At 69.6% G+C, this 15,597-nt stretch carries 14 protein-coding genes; 7 read left to right on the top strand and 7 right to left on the bottom strand.

Annotated features, from left to right (window positions below):
• Positions 1 to 125: 125 nt before the first annotated feature.
• Together HS104_36485 and HS104_36480 are read left to right on the top strand one after the other, a co-directional pair.
• Complete coding sequence (locus HS104_36485) at positions 126 to 344, top strand: hypothetical protein (protein ID MBE7485454.1); 219 nt, start codon at positions 126 to 128, stop codon at positions 342 to 344.
• Between the two features lie 406 nt (positions 345 to 750).
• Positions 751 to 2,133 carry a cellulase family glycosylhydrolase gene (locus tag HS104_36480; protein ID MBE7485453.1) on the top strand — a complete coding sequence of 461 codons (1,383 nt, stop codon included), beginning with the start codon at positions 751 to 753 and terminating at the stop codon, positions 2,131 to 2,133.
• A gap of 1 nt (position 2,134) precedes the next feature.
• Here HS104_36480 and HS104_36475 read toward each other — a convergent pair whose 3' ends face one another.
• From HS104_36475 to HS104_36465, 3 genes are read right to left on the bottom strand one after another with little or no spacing between them, the layout of a single operon-like run.
• On the bottom strand, positions 2,135 to 2,689 hold the full coding sequence (locus tag HS104_36475; GenBank protein ID MBE7485452.1) for a hypothetical protein: 555 nt from the start codon (positions 2,687 to 2,689) through the stop codon (positions 2,135 to 2,137).
• A complete protein-coding gene (locus tag HS104_36470; GenBank protein MBE7485451.1) occupies positions 2,690 to 3,379 on the bottom strand; it encodes a TetR/AcrR family transcriptional regulator in 690 nt (229 codons plus the stop codon).
• 7 nt (positions 3,380 to 3,386) lie between these two features.
• Positions 3,387 to 4,199 (bottom strand): hypothetical protein, encoded by an 813-nt coding sequence (locus HS104_36465; GenBank protein MBE7485450.1) that lies wholly within the window; start codon positions 4,197 to 4,199, stop codon positions 3,387 to 3,389.
• Between the two features lie 283 nt (positions 4,200 to 4,482).
• On the opposite strand from HS104_36465, the gene HS104_36460 reads away from it, so the two are divergent.
• Entirely contained in the window at positions 4,483 to 8,112 is a 3,630-nt protein-coding gene (locus HS104_36460) for a CoA activase (GenBank protein MBE7485449.1), read from the top strand.
• A 28-nt stretch (positions 8,113 to 8,140) separates the two neighbouring features.
• Positions 8,141 to 10,021 carry a 2-hydroxyglutaryl-CoA dehydratase gene (locus tag HS104_36455; GenBank protein MBE7485448.1) on the top strand — a complete coding sequence of 627 codons (1,881 nt, stop codon included), beginning with the start codon at positions 8,141 to 8,143 and terminating at the stop codon, positions 10,019 to 10,021.
• Positions 10,022 to 10,041: 20 nt separating this feature from the next.
• Here HS104_36455 and HS104_36450 read toward each other — a convergent pair whose 3' ends face one another.
• Together HS104_36450 and HS104_36445 are read right to left on the bottom strand one after the other, a co-directional pair.
• Positions 10,042 to 10,386, bottom strand: a complete 345-nt coding sequence (locus tag HS104_36450; protein MBE7485447.1) for a hypothetical protein — start codon at positions 10,384 to 10,386, stop codon at positions 10,042 to 10,044.
• Positions 10,383 to 11,108: a hypothetical protein gene (locus HS104_36445; GenBank protein ID MBE7485446.1), complete on the bottom strand. Its 726-nt coding sequence runs from the start codon at positions 11,106 to 11,108 to the stop codon at positions 10,383 to 10,385. The genes HS104_36450 and HS104_36445 overlap by 4 nt, the downstream gene beginning before the upstream one ends.
• 134 nt (positions 11,109 to 11,242) lie before the next feature.
• On the opposite strand from HS104_36445, the gene HS104_36440 reads away from it, so the two are divergent.
• Complete coding sequence (locus HS104_36440; GenBank protein ID MBE7485445.1) at positions 11,243 to 12,439, top strand: hypothetical protein; 1,197 nt, start codon at positions 11,243 to 11,245, stop codon at positions 12,437 to 12,439.
• A gap of 3 nt (positions 12,440 to 12,442) precedes the next feature.
• Here HS104_36440 and HS104_36435 read toward each other — a convergent pair whose 3' ends face one another.
• Positions 12,443 to 12,856: a hypothetical protein gene (locus tag HS104_36435; protein MBE7485444.1), complete on the bottom strand. Its 414-nt coding sequence runs from the start codon at positions 12,854 to 12,856 to the stop codon at positions 12,443 to 12,445.
• Positions 12,857 to 12,958: 102 nt separating this feature from the next.
• Here HS104_36435 and serB point away from each other — a divergent pair, with 102 nt between their 5' ends.
• Both serB and HS104_36425 read left to right on the top strand, forming a co-directional pair.
• Positions 12,959 to 14,173: a phosphoserine phosphatase SerB gene (gene serB / locus HS104_36430; protein MBE7485443.1), complete on the top strand. Its 1,215-nt coding sequence runs from the start codon at positions 12,959 to 12,961 to the stop codon at positions 14,171 to 14,173.
• Between the two features lie 12 nt (positions 14,174 to 14,185).
• On the top strand, positions 14,186 to 14,932 hold the full coding sequence (locus tag HS104_36425; GenBank protein MBE7485442.1) for a hypothetical protein: 747 nt from the start codon (positions 14,186 to 14,188) through the stop codon (positions 14,930 to 14,932).
• Positions 14,933 to 14,934: 2 nt separating this feature from the next.
• On the opposite strand, the gene HS104_36420 is transcribed toward HS104_36425, so the two are convergent.
• A complete protein-coding gene (locus HS104_36420) occupies positions 14,935 to 15,597 on the bottom strand; it encodes a class I SAM-dependent methyltransferase (GenBank protein MBE7485441.1) in 663 nt (220 codons plus the stop codon).

Here is a 15,597-nt window from a genome sequence, read left to right as displayed (position 1 = left end):
GCGCCGGTGGGCTGCACCCGACCGCTGGACGGGTGGTCCCCGCCGCCCTGAGCGAGAAGCACGCTTGGTTCTCGCTCGGGGCCTCCGGCACGCGCGCTGCAACCGTGCGAGCCAGGAGGTCGATCGTGAAGCGTGTTCTCTTGGTTCTGGTCCTGATGGCGCTGGGTAGCGTGAGCTTCGCGCCGAACGCCGCGCGCGCAGCCGACAAGGGCAAGCCCGCGGAGCCGCGGCCGGCGAAGCCCAAGCCGCACCAGCCGAACGAGCCCCCGGCGAACAAACCCTGCCCGAAGCCGACGGAGCCGAGCCCCGGCGAAGGGATCTTCGGACGCCGGCTGTGCCCCTAGCGGGGCCCGCCCTCACCCCGCGTCGCCGCGAGGCGCGGACGAAGCGCAGCTCGCGCTCGCCGGCCTTCGCGAGGATCTCCCAGCAGCCATCGGTCGGAAAGGTCATGCCGCTCGGCGTGAATCGATGCGGGTAGGCCGACCCTGGAGCAACGTCGAGAATCGATGCCGGCGAACATCCAGATGCTGCGCTCTGGGTTCGTGTACCAGCGGTAGAGGTGACGCCACGCTGGACCGCCGTCGGTGGCCTCCGGCTCGGTGGCCTCGACGGTTTCCGCGACGACGCAGGTGCTGACCGGCGACGGCGGTCCGCGATGTTATCCCACGCTCGCGGTAGTGCCGCCGCAACCGGGTGCTGGTGAATCAGCCCTCGACGACTCGGCTCACAGCGCGTCACAATGCGCGAACGATGCCTCGCACCGCGCTCCTCTTGGCGGCACTCGCGCTCACCGGTTGCGGCAGCGATCCGCCCGCCGAGGAGCCCGCGCGGGGCTGGCGCGTGAAGGACGGCTTCGTGCGCGCGCCGGACGGCCGCCGGGCCATCTTGCGCGGAGCGAACCTGGCCGGCGGACACAAGGCGTCGCCCTACTTCAGCTTCCATCAGCCGGCGGACTACGTCGCGCTGCGCGAGCACTGGGGCATGAGCAGCATCCGCTTCCTCGTCCTGTGGGCCGGGGTCGAGCCAGAAAAGGGCCAGTACGACGAGGCCTACCTCGACGAGCTCGCGCTGCGGGTCGGCTGGGCGCGGGATGCCGGGCTCTCCGTCGTGCTCGACATGCACCAGGACGTCTACGGCGAGGGCTTCGCGAAAGGCGGGGGCGACGGCGCCCCGCGCTGGACCTGCGACGAGGCCAACTACCAGGCCTTCACGCCGGCCGCGCAGTGGTTCTTCAACTACCTCGATCCCGCGGTACAGGCCTGCGTGGACGGCTTCTACGCCTCCGACGAGCTCCAGGAACACTACATCGAGGCCTGGCGGCGGGTGGCCGCGCGGCTCGCCGACAACGACGCCGTGGTCGGCTTCGACCCGATGAACGAGCCGCACTGGGGCAGCTCGACCATGGCCGCCTTCGAGGAGACCAAGCTCCAGCCCTTCTACGAGAAGCTCGTGCCCGCAGTGCGCGAGGTCGCGCCGGGCTGGCTCGCTTTCCTCGAGCCCGGCGCGAGCCGCAACCTCGGCAGTCCCACCGGGCTCACGCCGTTCCCGTTCGCCGGCGTGGTCTACGCGCCACACTCGTACAACGCGGCCGCCGAGCAGGGGAACGGCTTCGATCCGGCCGCGCGCGCCGCGCTGATCAAGAACATCGAGTCGCTGGCGGAGGAGGCCCGCGCGCTCGACGCCGCGCTCTGGATCGGCGAATACGGCGGCACCAGCAGCTCGCCGGGCATCACCGAGTACATGGACGCGAGCTACGACGGGTTCGCTGCCGTCGCCGCCGCGAGCGTCTACTGGGCGTACGACGCCAACAGCGGCGGCTACGGCATGCTGAACGACGACCAGAGCCCGAAGCCGGTCTTGGAGGACGTGCTGATCCGCCCCGCGCCGGTCTTCGTCGCCGGCGATCCGCTGTCTTGGGACTTCGATGCGGTGACCCGCGTGTTCACGCTGTCCTGGCACGCCGACGCTGCCGTGAAGGCGCCCACGCTCGTCAGCGTTCCGACCCGCGTCTACCCCGCCGGCGTCGTGGTCACTTGCGACGGTTGTTCGACGGAACAGAGCGCGGGCCTGCTCAGCATCACGGCTCCGCCAAAAGGCGATCCGGCGCTGGTGCAGCTCGCGCCCAAGCCGTGAGTCAGCCCCCGCGCAACCTGGCGAAGCGCTCGAACGTGCGCACGAGCTCCGCTTTCAGGGCGGCGATCTCGCGCCGGTCCTCGCGCTCGGCGAGCTCGGCCAGGAGCTCGCGGCAGATGTGGCTCACGCACACGTTCGGCCGGTCGCGCACCGTGAGTGAGCAGCCGCTCGGTCCCCGGAAGACGCAGCCGGCGACCTCGGCGTGGGGCGGTGTCAGGCGTCCCGGCGTGGTGCCCGCGAGGGCGAGCGCCGCGAGCTCGGCGTCGCTGAAGATCTCTTCGGTGCGACCCCCGCAGCAGTGGCCGCCCGCCCAGTGACCGAAGGGCTCGGGGTGCCCGACCGCGCAGCCGCTGCACGAGCGAACGCGGCCCACCGCGCGAGTCAGCCGCTCGCGCAGCTCGCGCAGCTCTTCTGCCAGCGCGCGCTCCTCGCGGCTCGCGTCGGGCGCGCTCCGCTGGCGCTCGAGCCGCAGCCTGAGCTCGCGCAGTTGATCCGCGCGCGCCGCGGGATGGCGCAGCCGATCCACCAGGTGGCGAGCGGAGATGAGGGCGGGCACTCAGCGCGCCTTCCGCCCGCGGGGCTCCCTTGGATGGACCCGCAGGTACCCCTGGCTCACGAAGTCGAAGATCTGCGAGGTCAGGACCTCCGCGCTCTCTTCGGCGAGCCCCAGCGTGACCGCCTGGTAGAGCAGCTCCTTGAGCGCGCCGATGGTCAGGTACGCCATGACACGAGGCTCGCCGTCGGCCACGATGCCGAGCTTCTGGCCGTCGCGCAGGCTGTCGGTCAAGAGCTGCACGACCGCGTCGTAGAAGGTGGCGAGCTTGCGGTCGAACGCGGGATCGACGCCGTGCGCGTCGGAGAGCAGGATCTTGGTCATCGCTCGGTCGGACAGGCACATGCCGATGATGGCGCGGATGTTGGCGCGGGCCTGCTCGGCGACGGGCGCCGCCGAGGGCGCGACGTCGATGCGGTTGATGGCCATGGTCAGCGCGGTGAAGAAGCGGTCCATCAGATCCGAGAACACCGCGCGCTTGTCCTCGAAGTACAGGTAGAAGGTGCCGCGGGCGACCCCGGTCTCGGCGACGATGTCGTCGATGGTGGCCTGGTGGTAGCCGCGCTTCGCGAACACGTCGCGGGCCGCGGCCAGGATGTGCGAGCGGCGCTCGGCCTTGGAGGCCGCCGTCCGGTGCTTGCCACGCCCGCGGACCGCGGCGGAGTCGCGTTTCTTCTCTCGTGCGCGGGCCATGGTCGTTTCAGTCGGCGTTGAAGCAGATGGTCGAGGTGGGCCGGCACTTGCCGCTCTCGGTGTCGCAGCTGCCCTGGCACTCGTCCCAGCTCTGGCAGGGCTCCCCCATGGCCTTCTTCTTCGTGCAGCCGTCGGGGCCGCAGTAGGCGCCCTCGACGCACCCGACTCCGCAGCTCTCGCCCACCTTGGAGAGCCCGACGCAAGTGCCGCTGGTGTCGCAGTAAGCGTCCGGGACGCAGGCGCCATAGCCCTCGCACGCCTGTCCCACCGCGGCCTTCGCCTTGCAAGTGCCCGAGTCGCAGAAGAAGGCGGGATCCTGATCGCACACGAAGTGCTCGGTGGCGGTGCTCGACTCCGCACCGCACGGCTGACCCGCGGCGGGGATGGGCTCGACCTTGCAGGTGCCCTTCGGGCTCCCGCTCGCGTAGTCGAGGTGGCAAGTGACGCCGCCCTGCACCGGCGCCGCGCAGTCGGTGTTGGAGTCGCAGCTCCCGCCGGGAGCGACGGTCCCCGAGAGCACGTTGTCGCAAACATCGGGCTCTTGCTCGGCGCAGCTCCAGTCGGCCAGCGCGGCGAGGCAGGCGTCGGCGGCCTCCTGGTTGAACTTGGTGCCACTGGACGTCCCCGAGAGCAGCTTGATGAAGCGCTTGCACGCGCTGACGTCGTTCTGCTGGCCCGTGGCCTGGCAGCAGGGTGATAGGCGCGGACAGATCAGATCGGCGTAACGCGACGCGAACTCCTCCTGGGACGTCGGGTCGTCGTCGCCGCAAGCCGCGAGCAGCAGGAGCGGCGCCAGGAGGGCAGCGCGAGCGAGTCGCATACCCGCCGAGTCTACGCGGCCCCGGGCCGCCTCCGCGCCTTCCTCGCGCGCAGGCAGTGACACCGCCGTCAGGTTCCGGTTGGGGACGTCGGGTCCCGGCCGGCCCGGAGGCCTGAGCTGAAGTCCAGCGCATTCTCAGGGCTTTGGCCGGTGTTGCGTTCCGAGACGGCGCAGCCCGGGTCTTCGGGTCTTGCCCAACCGGTCCCGATCCGTACACTGACGCCAGCGTCAGTCAGCCGGGGGCTGGAATTTCGCGACGCATGGCTTCTCCGGAAAGCGAAACATGAACGTGCACGAACTGGTCATCGGCATGGACGTCGGCTCCACCACCGTCAAGGCGGTGGTCCTGCACCCCGACACGCTCGACATCCTCTGGCACGACTATCAACGCCACCACACCAAGCAGCCCGAGAAGGTGCTCGAGTTGCTCGAGGCCATCCTGGCGGCGTTCCCCGATCAACCGGCGGACCGCTGGCGCATCTTCCTGACCGGCTCCGGCGCGGGACCCCTGGCTCCGCCCACCGGCGGGAAGTTCGTTCAGGAGGTCAACGCGGTGACGCTGGCCGTGGAGCGCAAGCACCCCGACGTGCTCAGCGTCATCGAGCTCGGCGGACAAGACGCCAAGATCATCATGTTCAAGGAGGACAAGAACAGCGGGCAGAAGACCGCTCTCGCCTCCATGAACGACAAGTGCGCCAGCGGCACCGGCGCCACCATCGACAAGTGCATGATCAAAGTCGGGGCCGAGCCGGGCTTCGCCACTTCGCTGCACTTCGACGACAGCAAGCTGCACCACGTCGCGGCCAAGTGCGGCGTGTTCGCCGAGACGGACATCGTCAACCTGGTGAAGGCCGGCATCCCCAAGGACGAGGTGCTGAACTCCCTGGCGGACGCCATCGTGCTCCAGAACCTGTCGGTCTTGACCCGGGGCAACACGCTGAAGGGTCGCGTGCTCTTGCTCGGTGGACCGAACACCTACCTGCCCTTCCTGAAGGAGTGCTGGCAGAAGCGCATCCCGGAGACCTGGCGCGACCGCGGCTACGACTACCCGAAGGACGTGCCCATCGAGGAGCAGATCTTCGTCCCCGAGAAGAGCGACCTCTACGCCGCCTTCGGCGCCGCGGCCTACGGCATGAGCGAAGGGGGCGACGCGGGCCGCTTCGCCGGCGTCGAGGCGCTGCGCGACTTCATCACCCACGGCCGCCGCGCGCGCCTGGGCGAGCAGGCTGGGCCCCCGCTCTCCGCGGGCGAGCAGGAGACCAGCGAGTTCGTCGAGACCTACCGCGTGCCGAAGTTCGAGCCCGCACGCCTCGAGCCGGGGCAGGTCGTGCGCGCCGTGATTGGCCTGGACGGCGGCTCGACCAGCAGCAAGGCCGTGCTGGTGGACGAGGACGGGACCATCCTGGCCAAGGCCTATCAGCTCTCCAAGGGCAACCCGATCAAGGACGCCAAGGAGCTGGTCCAGAACCTGAAGGAGCAGATCGAGGGGCAAGGCGCCAAGCTCGACTGCCTGGGCTTCGGCGCCACCGGTTACGCCGCCGACGTGCTCGACGAGTGCGTGTTGGCGGACGTGAACGTCGTCGAGACCGTCGCGCACATGATGAGCGCGGTCCACTACTTCGGTGACGTGGACGTGATCTGCGACATCGGCGGGCAGGACATCAAGGTCCTGTTCATGAAGAACGGCGACATCCAGAACTTCAAGCTCTCGAACAGCTGCAGCGCCGGCAACGGCATGCTGCTCCAGGCCATGGCCGATCAGTTCGGCCTGCCGGTCACGGCCTACGCGGAGAACGCCTTCAAGGCGGAGCTCGCGCCGAAGTTCTCCTACGGCTGCGCGGTGTTCCTGGACACCGATCGGGTGAACTTCCAGAAGGAGGGCTTCCAGAAGGAGGAGCTGCTCGCGGGCCTCGCCCAGGTGCTGCCGAAGAACGTCTGGCAATACGTGGTGCAGATCCCGCGGCTGGCGTCCCTGGGGCGCAAGTTCGTGCTCCAGGGCGGCACGCAGTACAACATGGCGGCCGTAAAGGCGCAGGTCGACTACATCAAGCAGCGCGTCCCGGACGCCGAGGTGTACGTCCACCCCCATACCGGTGAGGCCGGTGCCATCGGCGCCGCGATGGAGACCCTGCGCCGCTTCAAGCGCAGCGGCACCTCGCGCTTCATCGGCGTGGAGGGCCTGCTCGCCCTGGACTACACCACCAAGAACGACGAAGAGACGGTGTGTCACTTCTGCGCCAACGAGTGCAAGCGCACCTTCATCGACGCCAAGCGCCCGGACGGCTCGACCGCGCGCTACATCTCCGGCTTTTCTTGCGAGAAGGGCACCGTCGAGAGCAAGGAGGCGATGCTCTCGCTGGTCGCCGAGCGCAAGAAGATCGCCGCCGCCTTCCCCAACCTGGTGGAGTACGAGGCGCGGCGCGCGTTCCAGCACTTCTACGAGCCGGAGCCGATGCCCGAGGCGGGCTCACCGCTCGAGGACGTGCGCGTCAAGCGCGGCCTCCTGCGCGTGAAGCGCGAGACCTTCACGCGCCCGTTCCAGCGCTCCAGCCGCGAGGCCTGGGAGGCGCGCAAGCGCGCGCGCATCGGCATGCCGCGCGTGCTCAACATGTACTCCACCGCCCCGTTCTTCCGCACCTACTTCGAGGCGCTGGGCGTGCCCAAGCAGAACGTGGTGTTCAGCGAGCCGACCAACGAGGAGATGTGGGTCGAGGGCGGGAAATACGGCTCCGTGGATCCCTGCTTCCCCAGCAAGGTGGTGCAGGCGCACGTCCACAACCTGCTCTTCCGCAAGCACGAGCCGGAGCGGGACAAGCCGCTGACGCACATCTTCTTCCCCATCCTCACGCACGTGCCGAACTTCGTGAAGGACACGATGGACAACGCCTCGTGCCCCATCGTGGCCGGCACGCCGGACGTGATGAAGGCGGCCTTCACCAAGGAGGTCGATTTCTTCGCGCAGCGCGGCATCGAGTACCTGGACCCGGCGCTCTCGTTCACCGAGCCGACCTTGCTCGCCAAGCGGATGTTCGAGACCTGGGGACCGTGCCTGGGCCTGACGGAGGACGAGAGCGATCACGCCGCCCGCGAAGGCTGGAAGGCGCTCCAGGCGTTCGAGGACGACCTCCAGGACAAGGGCCTCGCCATCCTCGAGACCGTCGAGCACGAGGACCGCATCGCCATCCTGGTGATCAACCGGCCCTATCACTCCGACCCCGGCCTGAACCACGGCATCCCGGAAGAGTTCCAGGTGCTCGGCTACCCGATCCTGAGCATCCGCTCGATCCCCAAGGACCCGAAGTGGCTGGGTCGCTTCTTCGAGAAGGATCTGAACGACGGCCGCATGAAGCACCCGCTCGAGCTCGGCCACGTCTGGCCCGAGAACTACTCGGCCAACAGCACCCAGAAGGTCTGGGCGGCGACCTTCGCCGCGCGCCACCCGAACGTCGCGGTGCTCGATCTCTCGAGCTTCAAGTGCGGCCACGACGCGCCGACCTACGGCCTCATCGACACCATCTTGCAGACCGCCAAGACCCCGGCGGCAGCGCTGCACGACCTGGACGCCAACAAGCCCGGCGGCAGCATCAAGATCCGCGTCAAGACCTACGCCCACTCGCTGCGCTTGCAGCAGGAGCGGCTGGAAGACTTGTCCAGCAAGCGCCGGGAGCTCGAGGTCGCCATCGACAGGAAGCGCCTGGAGCTGCTCGAGCTCAAGCGCCGCCAGCTCGACGCCCTGAAGCGCACGGATCCGTCCTTGAACGACCAGATCGAGGAGCTAGGGGCGAAGCTCCGCGCGTACGAGGCGCCGCCCTTGCCCGTGGAGCTGCCCAAGAACGTCGTCCGCCTCGGCAAGAAGCAAGACGGTCGGGTGGTGCCGGTCCAGAACGCCCCCACCGCCATCCCCGCCGAATGAGCCACCGCACCAGAAGCCGGAGAACAGCATGACCCAGTCCGTATCCTTCGATCCTCCCAAGAAGCGCCTCCCCCTCGCCGACCTCGACCTGGACGCAGAGCTCGCGCGCTTCGAGTCCGAAGAGCGCGCCCGGCTCGGCCTCGAAGACCGCGAGCGCTGGGTCGAGGACATGGCGAACCTGAGCTTCAAGAAGAGCGAGCGCGGCAAGGTCACGCTCCTGGTCGGCGGCCTGACCATGGCGCACGACTTCTTCGTGGAAGGCGCGCTGAAGCACGTCGGCTACTCGGTGCTGGCCCTCGACGCCCCGGACAACGAGGCGCTCCGCTACGGCAAGGAGTTCGGCAACCGCGGCCAGTGCAATCCGACCTATTTCACGGTGGGGAACCTGGTGAAGTTCCTGGTCCACCTGCGCGACGACAAGGGCATGAGCGCCCGGGAGATCATCGACCGCTACGTGTTCGTCACTGCGGGCGCCTGCGGCCCCTGCCGTTTCGGCATGTACGTGACCGAGTACAGGAAGGCGCTCCGCGACGCGGGCTTCGAGGGCTTCCGCGTGATGCTGTTCCAGCAGCAGGGCGGGCTCTCGCAGGCCACCGGCGAGGAGAGCGGTCTGGAGCTGAACCCGAAGTTCTTCCTGGCGCTGATCAAGGCGCTGCTCGCCGGTGACGTGCTCAACGCAGTCGGCTACCGCATCCGCCCCTACGAGCTCGAGGCGGGCGCCACGGACCGCGCGCTCGAGCAGTCGAAGCGCATCTGCTACGACGCGCTGTCGAACGGCACGAGCATCCTCCGGGCGCTCTACCGCTCGCGGCAGATCCTCGGTCAGGTGGCCGTGGACCGCACCCGGGTGAAGCCCCGCGTGGCCATCATCGGCGAGTTCTGGGCCATGACGACCGAGGGCGACGGCAACTACCAGCTCCAGCGCTTCCTGGAGGGCGAAGGCGCCGAGGTGGACATCCAGCTGGTCACCGCCTGGCTGCTCTACAACATCTGGGAGGTCACCTGGGACACGGAGAACCGCGCCGAGCTGCGCGCCGAGGACGGCGGGCGCTTCGGCCTCAGCGGCCTGGGCGAATACGGCGCCGCGAAGCGCAAGGTGAGCCTCTGGGCCGCCGACAAGGCGCTCCGCCTGGTGTTCCACACCTATGCGTGGTGCGGCGGTCTCCACGACTACCACCTGCCGAACATGAACGAGGTCGCGGACGCGGCCATGCCTCACTACAACAACGACCTGCGCGGCGGTGAGGGCCACATGGAGGTCGGCAAGCTGATCTTGAACGTGGTCAAGCAGAAGGCGACCATGACCCTCAGCGTGAAGCCCTTCGGCTGCATGCCTTCCGGCAGCGTCAGCGACGGCGTGCAGTCGCTGATCACCGAGCGCTACCCCGGCACCATTTACTGCGCCGTGGAGACCAGCGGCGACGGCGCCGTGAACTTCTACTCGCGCGTGCAGATGTACCTGTTCAAGGCGCGCCAGGCGGCGGAGGCGGAGGTCGCCGCCGCGCTCGCTGCGAACGGCCTCGACGGCGACGGGCTCCGCGCCTTTTTGGCCGCGCGCCCGCGCCTGAGCGCCGCGCTGCACCGCTCGCCCCACGCCGGCGCGTGCACCGCGACGGATCTGGTGCACGAGGCGGCCTACTTGAAGAGCACTCCGCTCTGGCGCCGCGCCGCGCGGAGACTCGACGCGGGGGCGCGGGGCGTGGCCAAGGGCCTCGGCCGAGGCGTGTCCGCGCTGCCCAAGGCGGCGTCGCTGTCCGTGCGTGCGGTCGCCGAGCTCGGCGAGATCGCCCGCGACAACGGACCCGCCGCGCTGGACGAGACCATGGCCAAGGCCAAGGCTCGGCTCATCGAGGTGGCGTTCGGCCTGAAGTCCGATTCGGGCTCGTCGATCGCGGCCGCCGCGGGTTGAGTCAGGCTCGCGGGGCTCCGCTACTCGAAAGGCACGATCACCCAGTTGCGGGCCGCCAACAACTCCGCGGACAGCGCGACGCGATGTTCCCGAGCGCTGGGCAGTGCGCTCGACTCCTCCAATGTGACCGCGACGATGATGCGCTCGGGGTGAAGCTCCAGACCCGCGGGGTGAGGCTCTGCGTGTCGGGCCAGGAGCACCTGCATGTCCGCATCCGAGACGCTGAACACTCGGGCGCTGCCGGCCAGCAGTCGCCGGAGCCTGTACCAGACCCCCTTCGCGTGGGACTGCTGGCGCAGCTCCCAGCGCCGGACCGCCACCCGTGCGCGGACACGCGCCGCGCGCTCGTGAAGCGCTGCGCTCATCTCGGAGCACCGCCGTTCGACGGTTCTTCGAGTCGCGAGAGGATCTCCGCGACGCGCCGGCGGTGGAGGGTTGGATCCGGCATGTCGGCGTGAGGGGACATCAGGGAGAGGACCGTGAGGTTCGAGAGGACGGCCTGTCGCAGCTCCTTGGACAGGCGCGAGGCGGCCGTCGCCAGCTCGTCCAGGTCCTCGGCGCCCGCAGTGAGCAAGAGCCCCAACACGACCAAGAGGTCGCGGTCGCCCTTCTCTCCCGTCCGCTCCGTCACGAGCTTCTCCAGCATCAGCCCCGCCGGTCGCGGCAATGGGATCCGAACGCCGTCCACTTCGAGCGTCCGGCCGTGACGCAGGAAGCTCAGGTAGCCGAAAACCAAGAGCGGGAGCGTGTCGTCCTCCAGCACGAAGGCGGGTTGCTCGATGTCGCCCTCGGGGTTCATCCCCACGAAATTGATCTCGATCAGATCCTGGCTCCGAGGCACCCAGACCGAAGGTTCGTCCCGGGACGGTTCGAAGTCGCGCACGCTCGCCAGCGCAGCCTTCACGTTGGCGTGACTGGCAACGGGGACGCCGATGTCCACGTCCTCGGAGACGACCAGCGTAGACGCCGCGTCCTGCTCCAGCAGGTTCGGCACTTCGGAGCCGATCACCAGCACCCCTGGCTGATCCAGGACGGGCTGAAGGGCACGCAACGTGCGCAGGAGTCGGTCGCGAAACTGTCCGGGCACCGTCCTCGGATCGTTTCACTCCGCCTCATCGGGTGCAAGACGGACCGCTCGTCAACCGCGGCCGCAGCGGGCTCGCTGTCGCCTCGTGGTCCCCCTCGACCCGCGTCGAGCTCGGGTGCTATGGTGACGGCAGCATGTCGGCCGGTGCTCGAGCTCGCCTTGGAGCCTGTCTCGCCGCGTGCTCCCTGCTGGCAACGGCCTGCCTGAAGACGCTGGACGAGTCCCGCATCGATCAGACGGGCGGCAGCGGCGGGGCCGCGGGCAGCGGTGGCGGCGGCGGCAGCGGCGGCGCAGGCGGCGGAACCGGCGCAAGCGGCGGCGCAGGCGGCGGAGGAGGAAGCGGCGGCAGCGGAGGAAGCGCCGGCTACGTCGCCTACGACCCGGTGAAGTTCCCGGTCCAGAAGCTCTGGTCGGGGACACCGCCGCTGGTGCTCGGCGTGGACGAGACGGACGTCTACCACTCTCGCGCCGACTCGGCGGACGCGCCGCTGATCCGCGTGAGCGTCGCCGGCGGCACGCCGGAGACCTTGCCACCGGTCCTGGAGAAGCCGCGGGCGATCGTCGCGCCGTCGACCTCCTCGTTCTTGTTCGTCGTCGGCGGTCGCAACACCGGAGACTCGGCCAGCCTGGTACGCACGACCAAGGCCGGCGGCGCCAAGGAAGAAATCACCATCCCGAGTCAGTCGCTGCTGGGCGCCCGCGGCCTCTACGCGGCCACCGACGGCTTCGCCTACGTGACCTTCGACACGGACGCCACCCACAGCGTGGGCCTCGCGCGCTTCGGGCTCGCCTCCGGCGTGCAGACCGGCACCCCGCTTTTCAACGGTACCAACACGGACGCCGAGACCGGCGGCGCCGTCGTGGCCAGCGGGGCCTGCGTCTACTGGATCACGGGTGGGGCGATCTGGGTGATGCCGACCGGCGGCGGCACCCGCGCGAGCGCGCTCCTGACGCCCGTCACCGACGCGATGGGCCTGGCGGCGGACGCGGCCAACTTCTACTTCACCCGCGGCGAAGGCAGCGTCTGGTCGCGCGCGCTCTCGGGCGCGAGCTGCGACGGCGCAGGCAGCGCGGAGAAGCAGCTCGCCTCCGGGTTCAAGAGCATCGGCCCGCTGATCCGTTTCAAGTCGAGCCCCCACATCGCCTGGGCCGCCCGTGGCGACGAGAGCCAAGGCTACGACGGCGGCGGCGTGTTCGTGGTCGCGGCCGGCGGCGGCGTGGTGACGCAGATCGCACCGCAGGAGTCGGGCCCGTCGGCCCTGGCGGACGCGCCTTACGACGTCGTGTTCGCGACCAGCACCGGCGAGCTCAGGAAAGTGCCGAAGCCGTGACTCTCATTCCGCCACCGGCTTGAACACCCACGCCCCGCCGTTGGTCGCGCTCGAGCCGTTGCCCCAGGTCCCGGAGATCTTGCCGTCGTCCTTCTTGGCGAGCTTCGCCTTGCCGCTGGCGCCCGGCTCCTCCCACTCGCACTCCAGGTCCTTCTCGCCGATGACCTTGCAGTCCATCGAGCCGCTCTTGCCCGCGTACAGGCAGTTCACGTTGCGCTTCACCTGTGTGCACTTCGCCTTGCCCCAGTTGGAGACGTAGGTCCCCTTGAAGTCGGCGATCTTCTCCTCCGGCGGAGCCTCCGCCGCGGGCGGCGGCGGCGGCGCTTCCGCCGTGGCCTGCGGCGGCGGCGGCGGGTCCTTCTTGCAGGCGAGGAGCGCCGAGAACAGAACCACTGAGGCCAGACAGGTCGTGCGCATGGGAGAACCCTTCGCGCAGGACTTTCGAGCAGCGGCGCCGCAGGGTCAAGCCAGGCGTTTGCCAACCGGCAGCGGAAGTCCTATCACCTGCCGCGCCAGACCATGCCCCAGAAGCACCCGAACGACCGCATCGTGTTCCACGTCGCAGGCCCCGACCGTCCGGGTGTGACGGCCCGCATCGCGGAGATCGTCGCCAAGGAGAACGCCGTGCTCGTGGACATCGGGCAGAGCGTGCTCCACGGCTACCTGACGCTGTCGGCGATCGTGGAGACACCGCCGGGCTCCGCAGCGCTGCGCGAGATCTTGTTCTTCGCCTCCGAGGCCGGTCTCCGGCTCGAGGTCACCAAGTTCGAGCCCAGCACGACCGCCCGCGAGGCGCTGGCCCCGAGCGGCCTGTGCGTGACGGTGCTGGGCCAGCTGGCGGACGGCAAGGCGGTCGCGAGCATCACCCGGAGCATGGCCGCGCGCGGCATGAACATCCTCGAGATCCGCTCGCTCAGCGACGACGATCTGGACGGGCTCGAGCTCCTGGCGGACCTGCCGCCGGGTCCCCAGCTCAAACACGAGGAGCTGGCGGAGCTCCGGGGCGCGTTCCTGGAGCTCGGCGCCTCGCTGGGCATCGACCTGGCGGTGCAGCGCGACGACATCTACCGGAAAAGCAAGCGGATGGTCGTCATGGACGTGGACTCCACCTTCGTGAAGGGCGAGTTCATCGACGAGCTCGCGGGCCTGGTCGGGGTCAAGGAGCAGGTGGCGGCCATCACCGCCCGCGCCATGCGCGGCGAGCTCGACTTCAAGAGCGCGCTCGCCGAGCGCGTGAAGCTGCTCGAGGGCCTGAGCATGGACCGCGCCCGGGAGCTGGCCTCGCGCTTCGAGCTCACGCCCGGCGCCGAGCGCTTCGTGCGCATCCTCAAGAGCCTGGGCTTCCGCGTGGGGCTGGTGAGCGGCGGCTTCGACTTCTTCGTCGAGCCGCTCAAGCAGCGCTTCGGCCTCGATTTCGCCTTCTCCAACGAGCTCGAAGTGCAAAACGGCGTGCTCACCGGGCGCGTGCAGGGCTCCATCGTGGACGGCGAGCGCAAGTGCCAGGTGCTGCGCGACATGTCCAAGGTGTACGGCTGTCGGCTCGAGCAGACGGTCGCCATCGGCGACGGCGCCAACGACATGCTGATGCTCAAGGCGGCCGGCCTGGGCATCGCGTTCCGCGCCAAGCCCAAGCTGCAAGAGGTGGCGGACATGAGCCTGAACCACCACGAGCGGCTGGACACGCTGCTGTTCCTGATGGGCTTTCACGCGCGCGACCTGCGCGGCGTGGAGTGAGCCGACAGACGCATGGCGAAGCTCCGCGCGCTCCCGCTGGTCCTGCCTTCGGATCAGCTCACCGGCGTGGCGCCGCCGGCCTTCGAGCGCGCGCTCGGGCGCGCCCCGCCCGGCAGCGCCGCCCACAAGGGCCTGCTCCACCTGTGTGCCAGCGTGAGCGCCCACGCCATCGGCGTGTGCGCGCCGCCCTCTGCCCGCGCTCCCGTGTTGCACGCGCTCGCGACGCTCGACGCCTACGTGCTCGGTCGCGCGGACGCGGCGGCAGTGGCGAAAGCCCGCGCCGAGCTGTTCTCCGCGCTCTTACCGCTGGAGCGCGCCACCGCGGACGCCGTGCGGCAGTCGCTCGAATTCGAGCCGCGCCAAGCCACCCCCATCGACGCCCACGCGGACGCGGTGGTCGTGCGCTTCGCGGCGCTCGGCGCGCACTACGCCGCCTCGAGCGCGGTGCTCACCCTCGACGCCGTCGCCGCGCCGCGCGACGCGGCCCGCGTGCCCGCTCAGGCCGCCGGCGCCGTGGCCTACCGCTTCGTGGGGCTCGGGCAGGCTCGCGCGTCGGAGCTCCGCCAGAGCGCCTGCGATCAGGCCAGCTGGGAGAGCGAGCGTCCCGGCGCGCCCGAGGGCCACGGCGCGGGCGCCCTCGCCGTGCAGCTCTTCCACGAGTTCTTGGGCGCGGCCTGGAAAGACGTGAGCGACGCCCAGCGCTTGCAGTACTTCGAGCTCATCGACTGGGCGATGCCGAGCGAGCTGAAGGCGAGCTGAGCCTACCTCTTCCTTGCCAAGAGCAGCCCGTCCCCGATGGGCAGGAGGCTCATCGTCACGCGCGGGTCGGCCGCCACCTTCTGGTTCAGCGCGCGGATGGCCTGCGTCTCGGCGTCGTCCTTCTCGGGATCTGCGACGTCGCCGCTCCAGAGCGCGTTGTCCACCGCGACGAGACCGCCTACCCGGAGCAAGCTCAGGCAGCGCTCGTAGTACTCCGCGTAGTTCTCCTTGTCGGCGTCGATGAAGGCGAAGTCGAAGGTGCCGGCCTGCCCGCGCGCGAGCAGCTCGTCCAGGGTCTCGAGCGCGGGCCGGAGACGGAGCTCGATCTTGTGCTCGACGCCGGCGCGGCCGAAGTAGCGCCGCGCGATGCTGGTCCACTCCTCGTTCACGTCGCAGGCGATCAGGCGTCCGTCGTCGGGCAGGGCCAGGGCCACCGCGATGGCGCTGTAGCCGGTGAAGACGCCGACCTCGATGGCGCGCTTCGCCGAGCAGAGCTCGACCAAGAGACCCATGAGCTGGCCTTGCTCCGGCGCGATCTGCATGCGCGCCATGGGCAGGCGCATCGTCTCTTCGCGGAGCTCTGCCAGAACGGCCGGCTCGCGCACCGTGGTTCGGAGCAGGTAGTCGTGGATGCGATCGGTCACGGCCAGGGTCTTGTTCGACAC

It is taken from the genome of Polyangiaceae bacterium (assembly GCA_015075635.1).
Classification (GTDB): domain Bacteria; phylum Myxococcota_A; class Polyangia; order Polyangiales; family Polyangiaceae; genus JADJKB01.
Note: the sequence above shows the minus strand (reverse complement) of the source record. Positions and strands in the feature narration are given on the sequence as shown.

Coding starts and splice junctions, on each gene's coding strand:
- HS104_36480 (MBE7485453.1), top strand. CDS start 751: ATGCCTCGCACCGCGCTCCTCTTGGCGGCACTCGCGCTCACCGGTTGC.
- HS104_36470 (MBE7485451.1), bottom strand. CDS start 3,379: ATGGCCCGCGCACGAGAGAAGAAACGCGACTCCGCCGCGGTCCGCGGG.
- HS104_36465 (MBE7485450.1), bottom strand. CDS start 4,199: ATGCGACTCGCTCGCGCTGCCCTCCTGGCGCCGCTCCTGCTGCTCGCG.
- HS104_36460 (MBE7485449.1), top strand. CDS start 4,483: ATGAACGTGCACGAACTGGTCATCGGCATGGACGTCGGCTCCACCACC.
- HS104_36455 (MBE7485448.1), top strand. CDS start 8,141: ATGACCCAGTCCGTATCCTTCGATCCTCCCAAGAAGCGCCTCCCCCTC.
- HS104_36450 (MBE7485447.1), bottom strand. CDS start 10,386: ATGAGCGCAGCGCTTCACGAGCGCGCGGCGCGTGTCCGCGCACGGGTG.
- HS104_36440 (MBE7485445.1), top strand. CDS start 11,243: ATGTCGGCCGGTGCTCGAGCTCGCCTTGGAGCCTGTCTCGCCGCGTGC.
- HS104_36435 (MBE7485444.1), bottom strand. CDS start 12,856: ATGCGCACGACCTGTCTGGCCTCAGTGGTTCTGTTCTCGGCGCTCCTC.
- serB (MBE7485443.1), top strand. CDS start 12,959: ATGCCCCAGAAGCACCCGAACGACCGCATCGTGTTCCACGTCGCAGGC.
- HS104_36425 (MBE7485442.1), top strand. CDS start 14,186: ATGGCGAAGCTCCGCGCGCTCCCGCTGGTCCTGCCTTCGGATCAGCTC.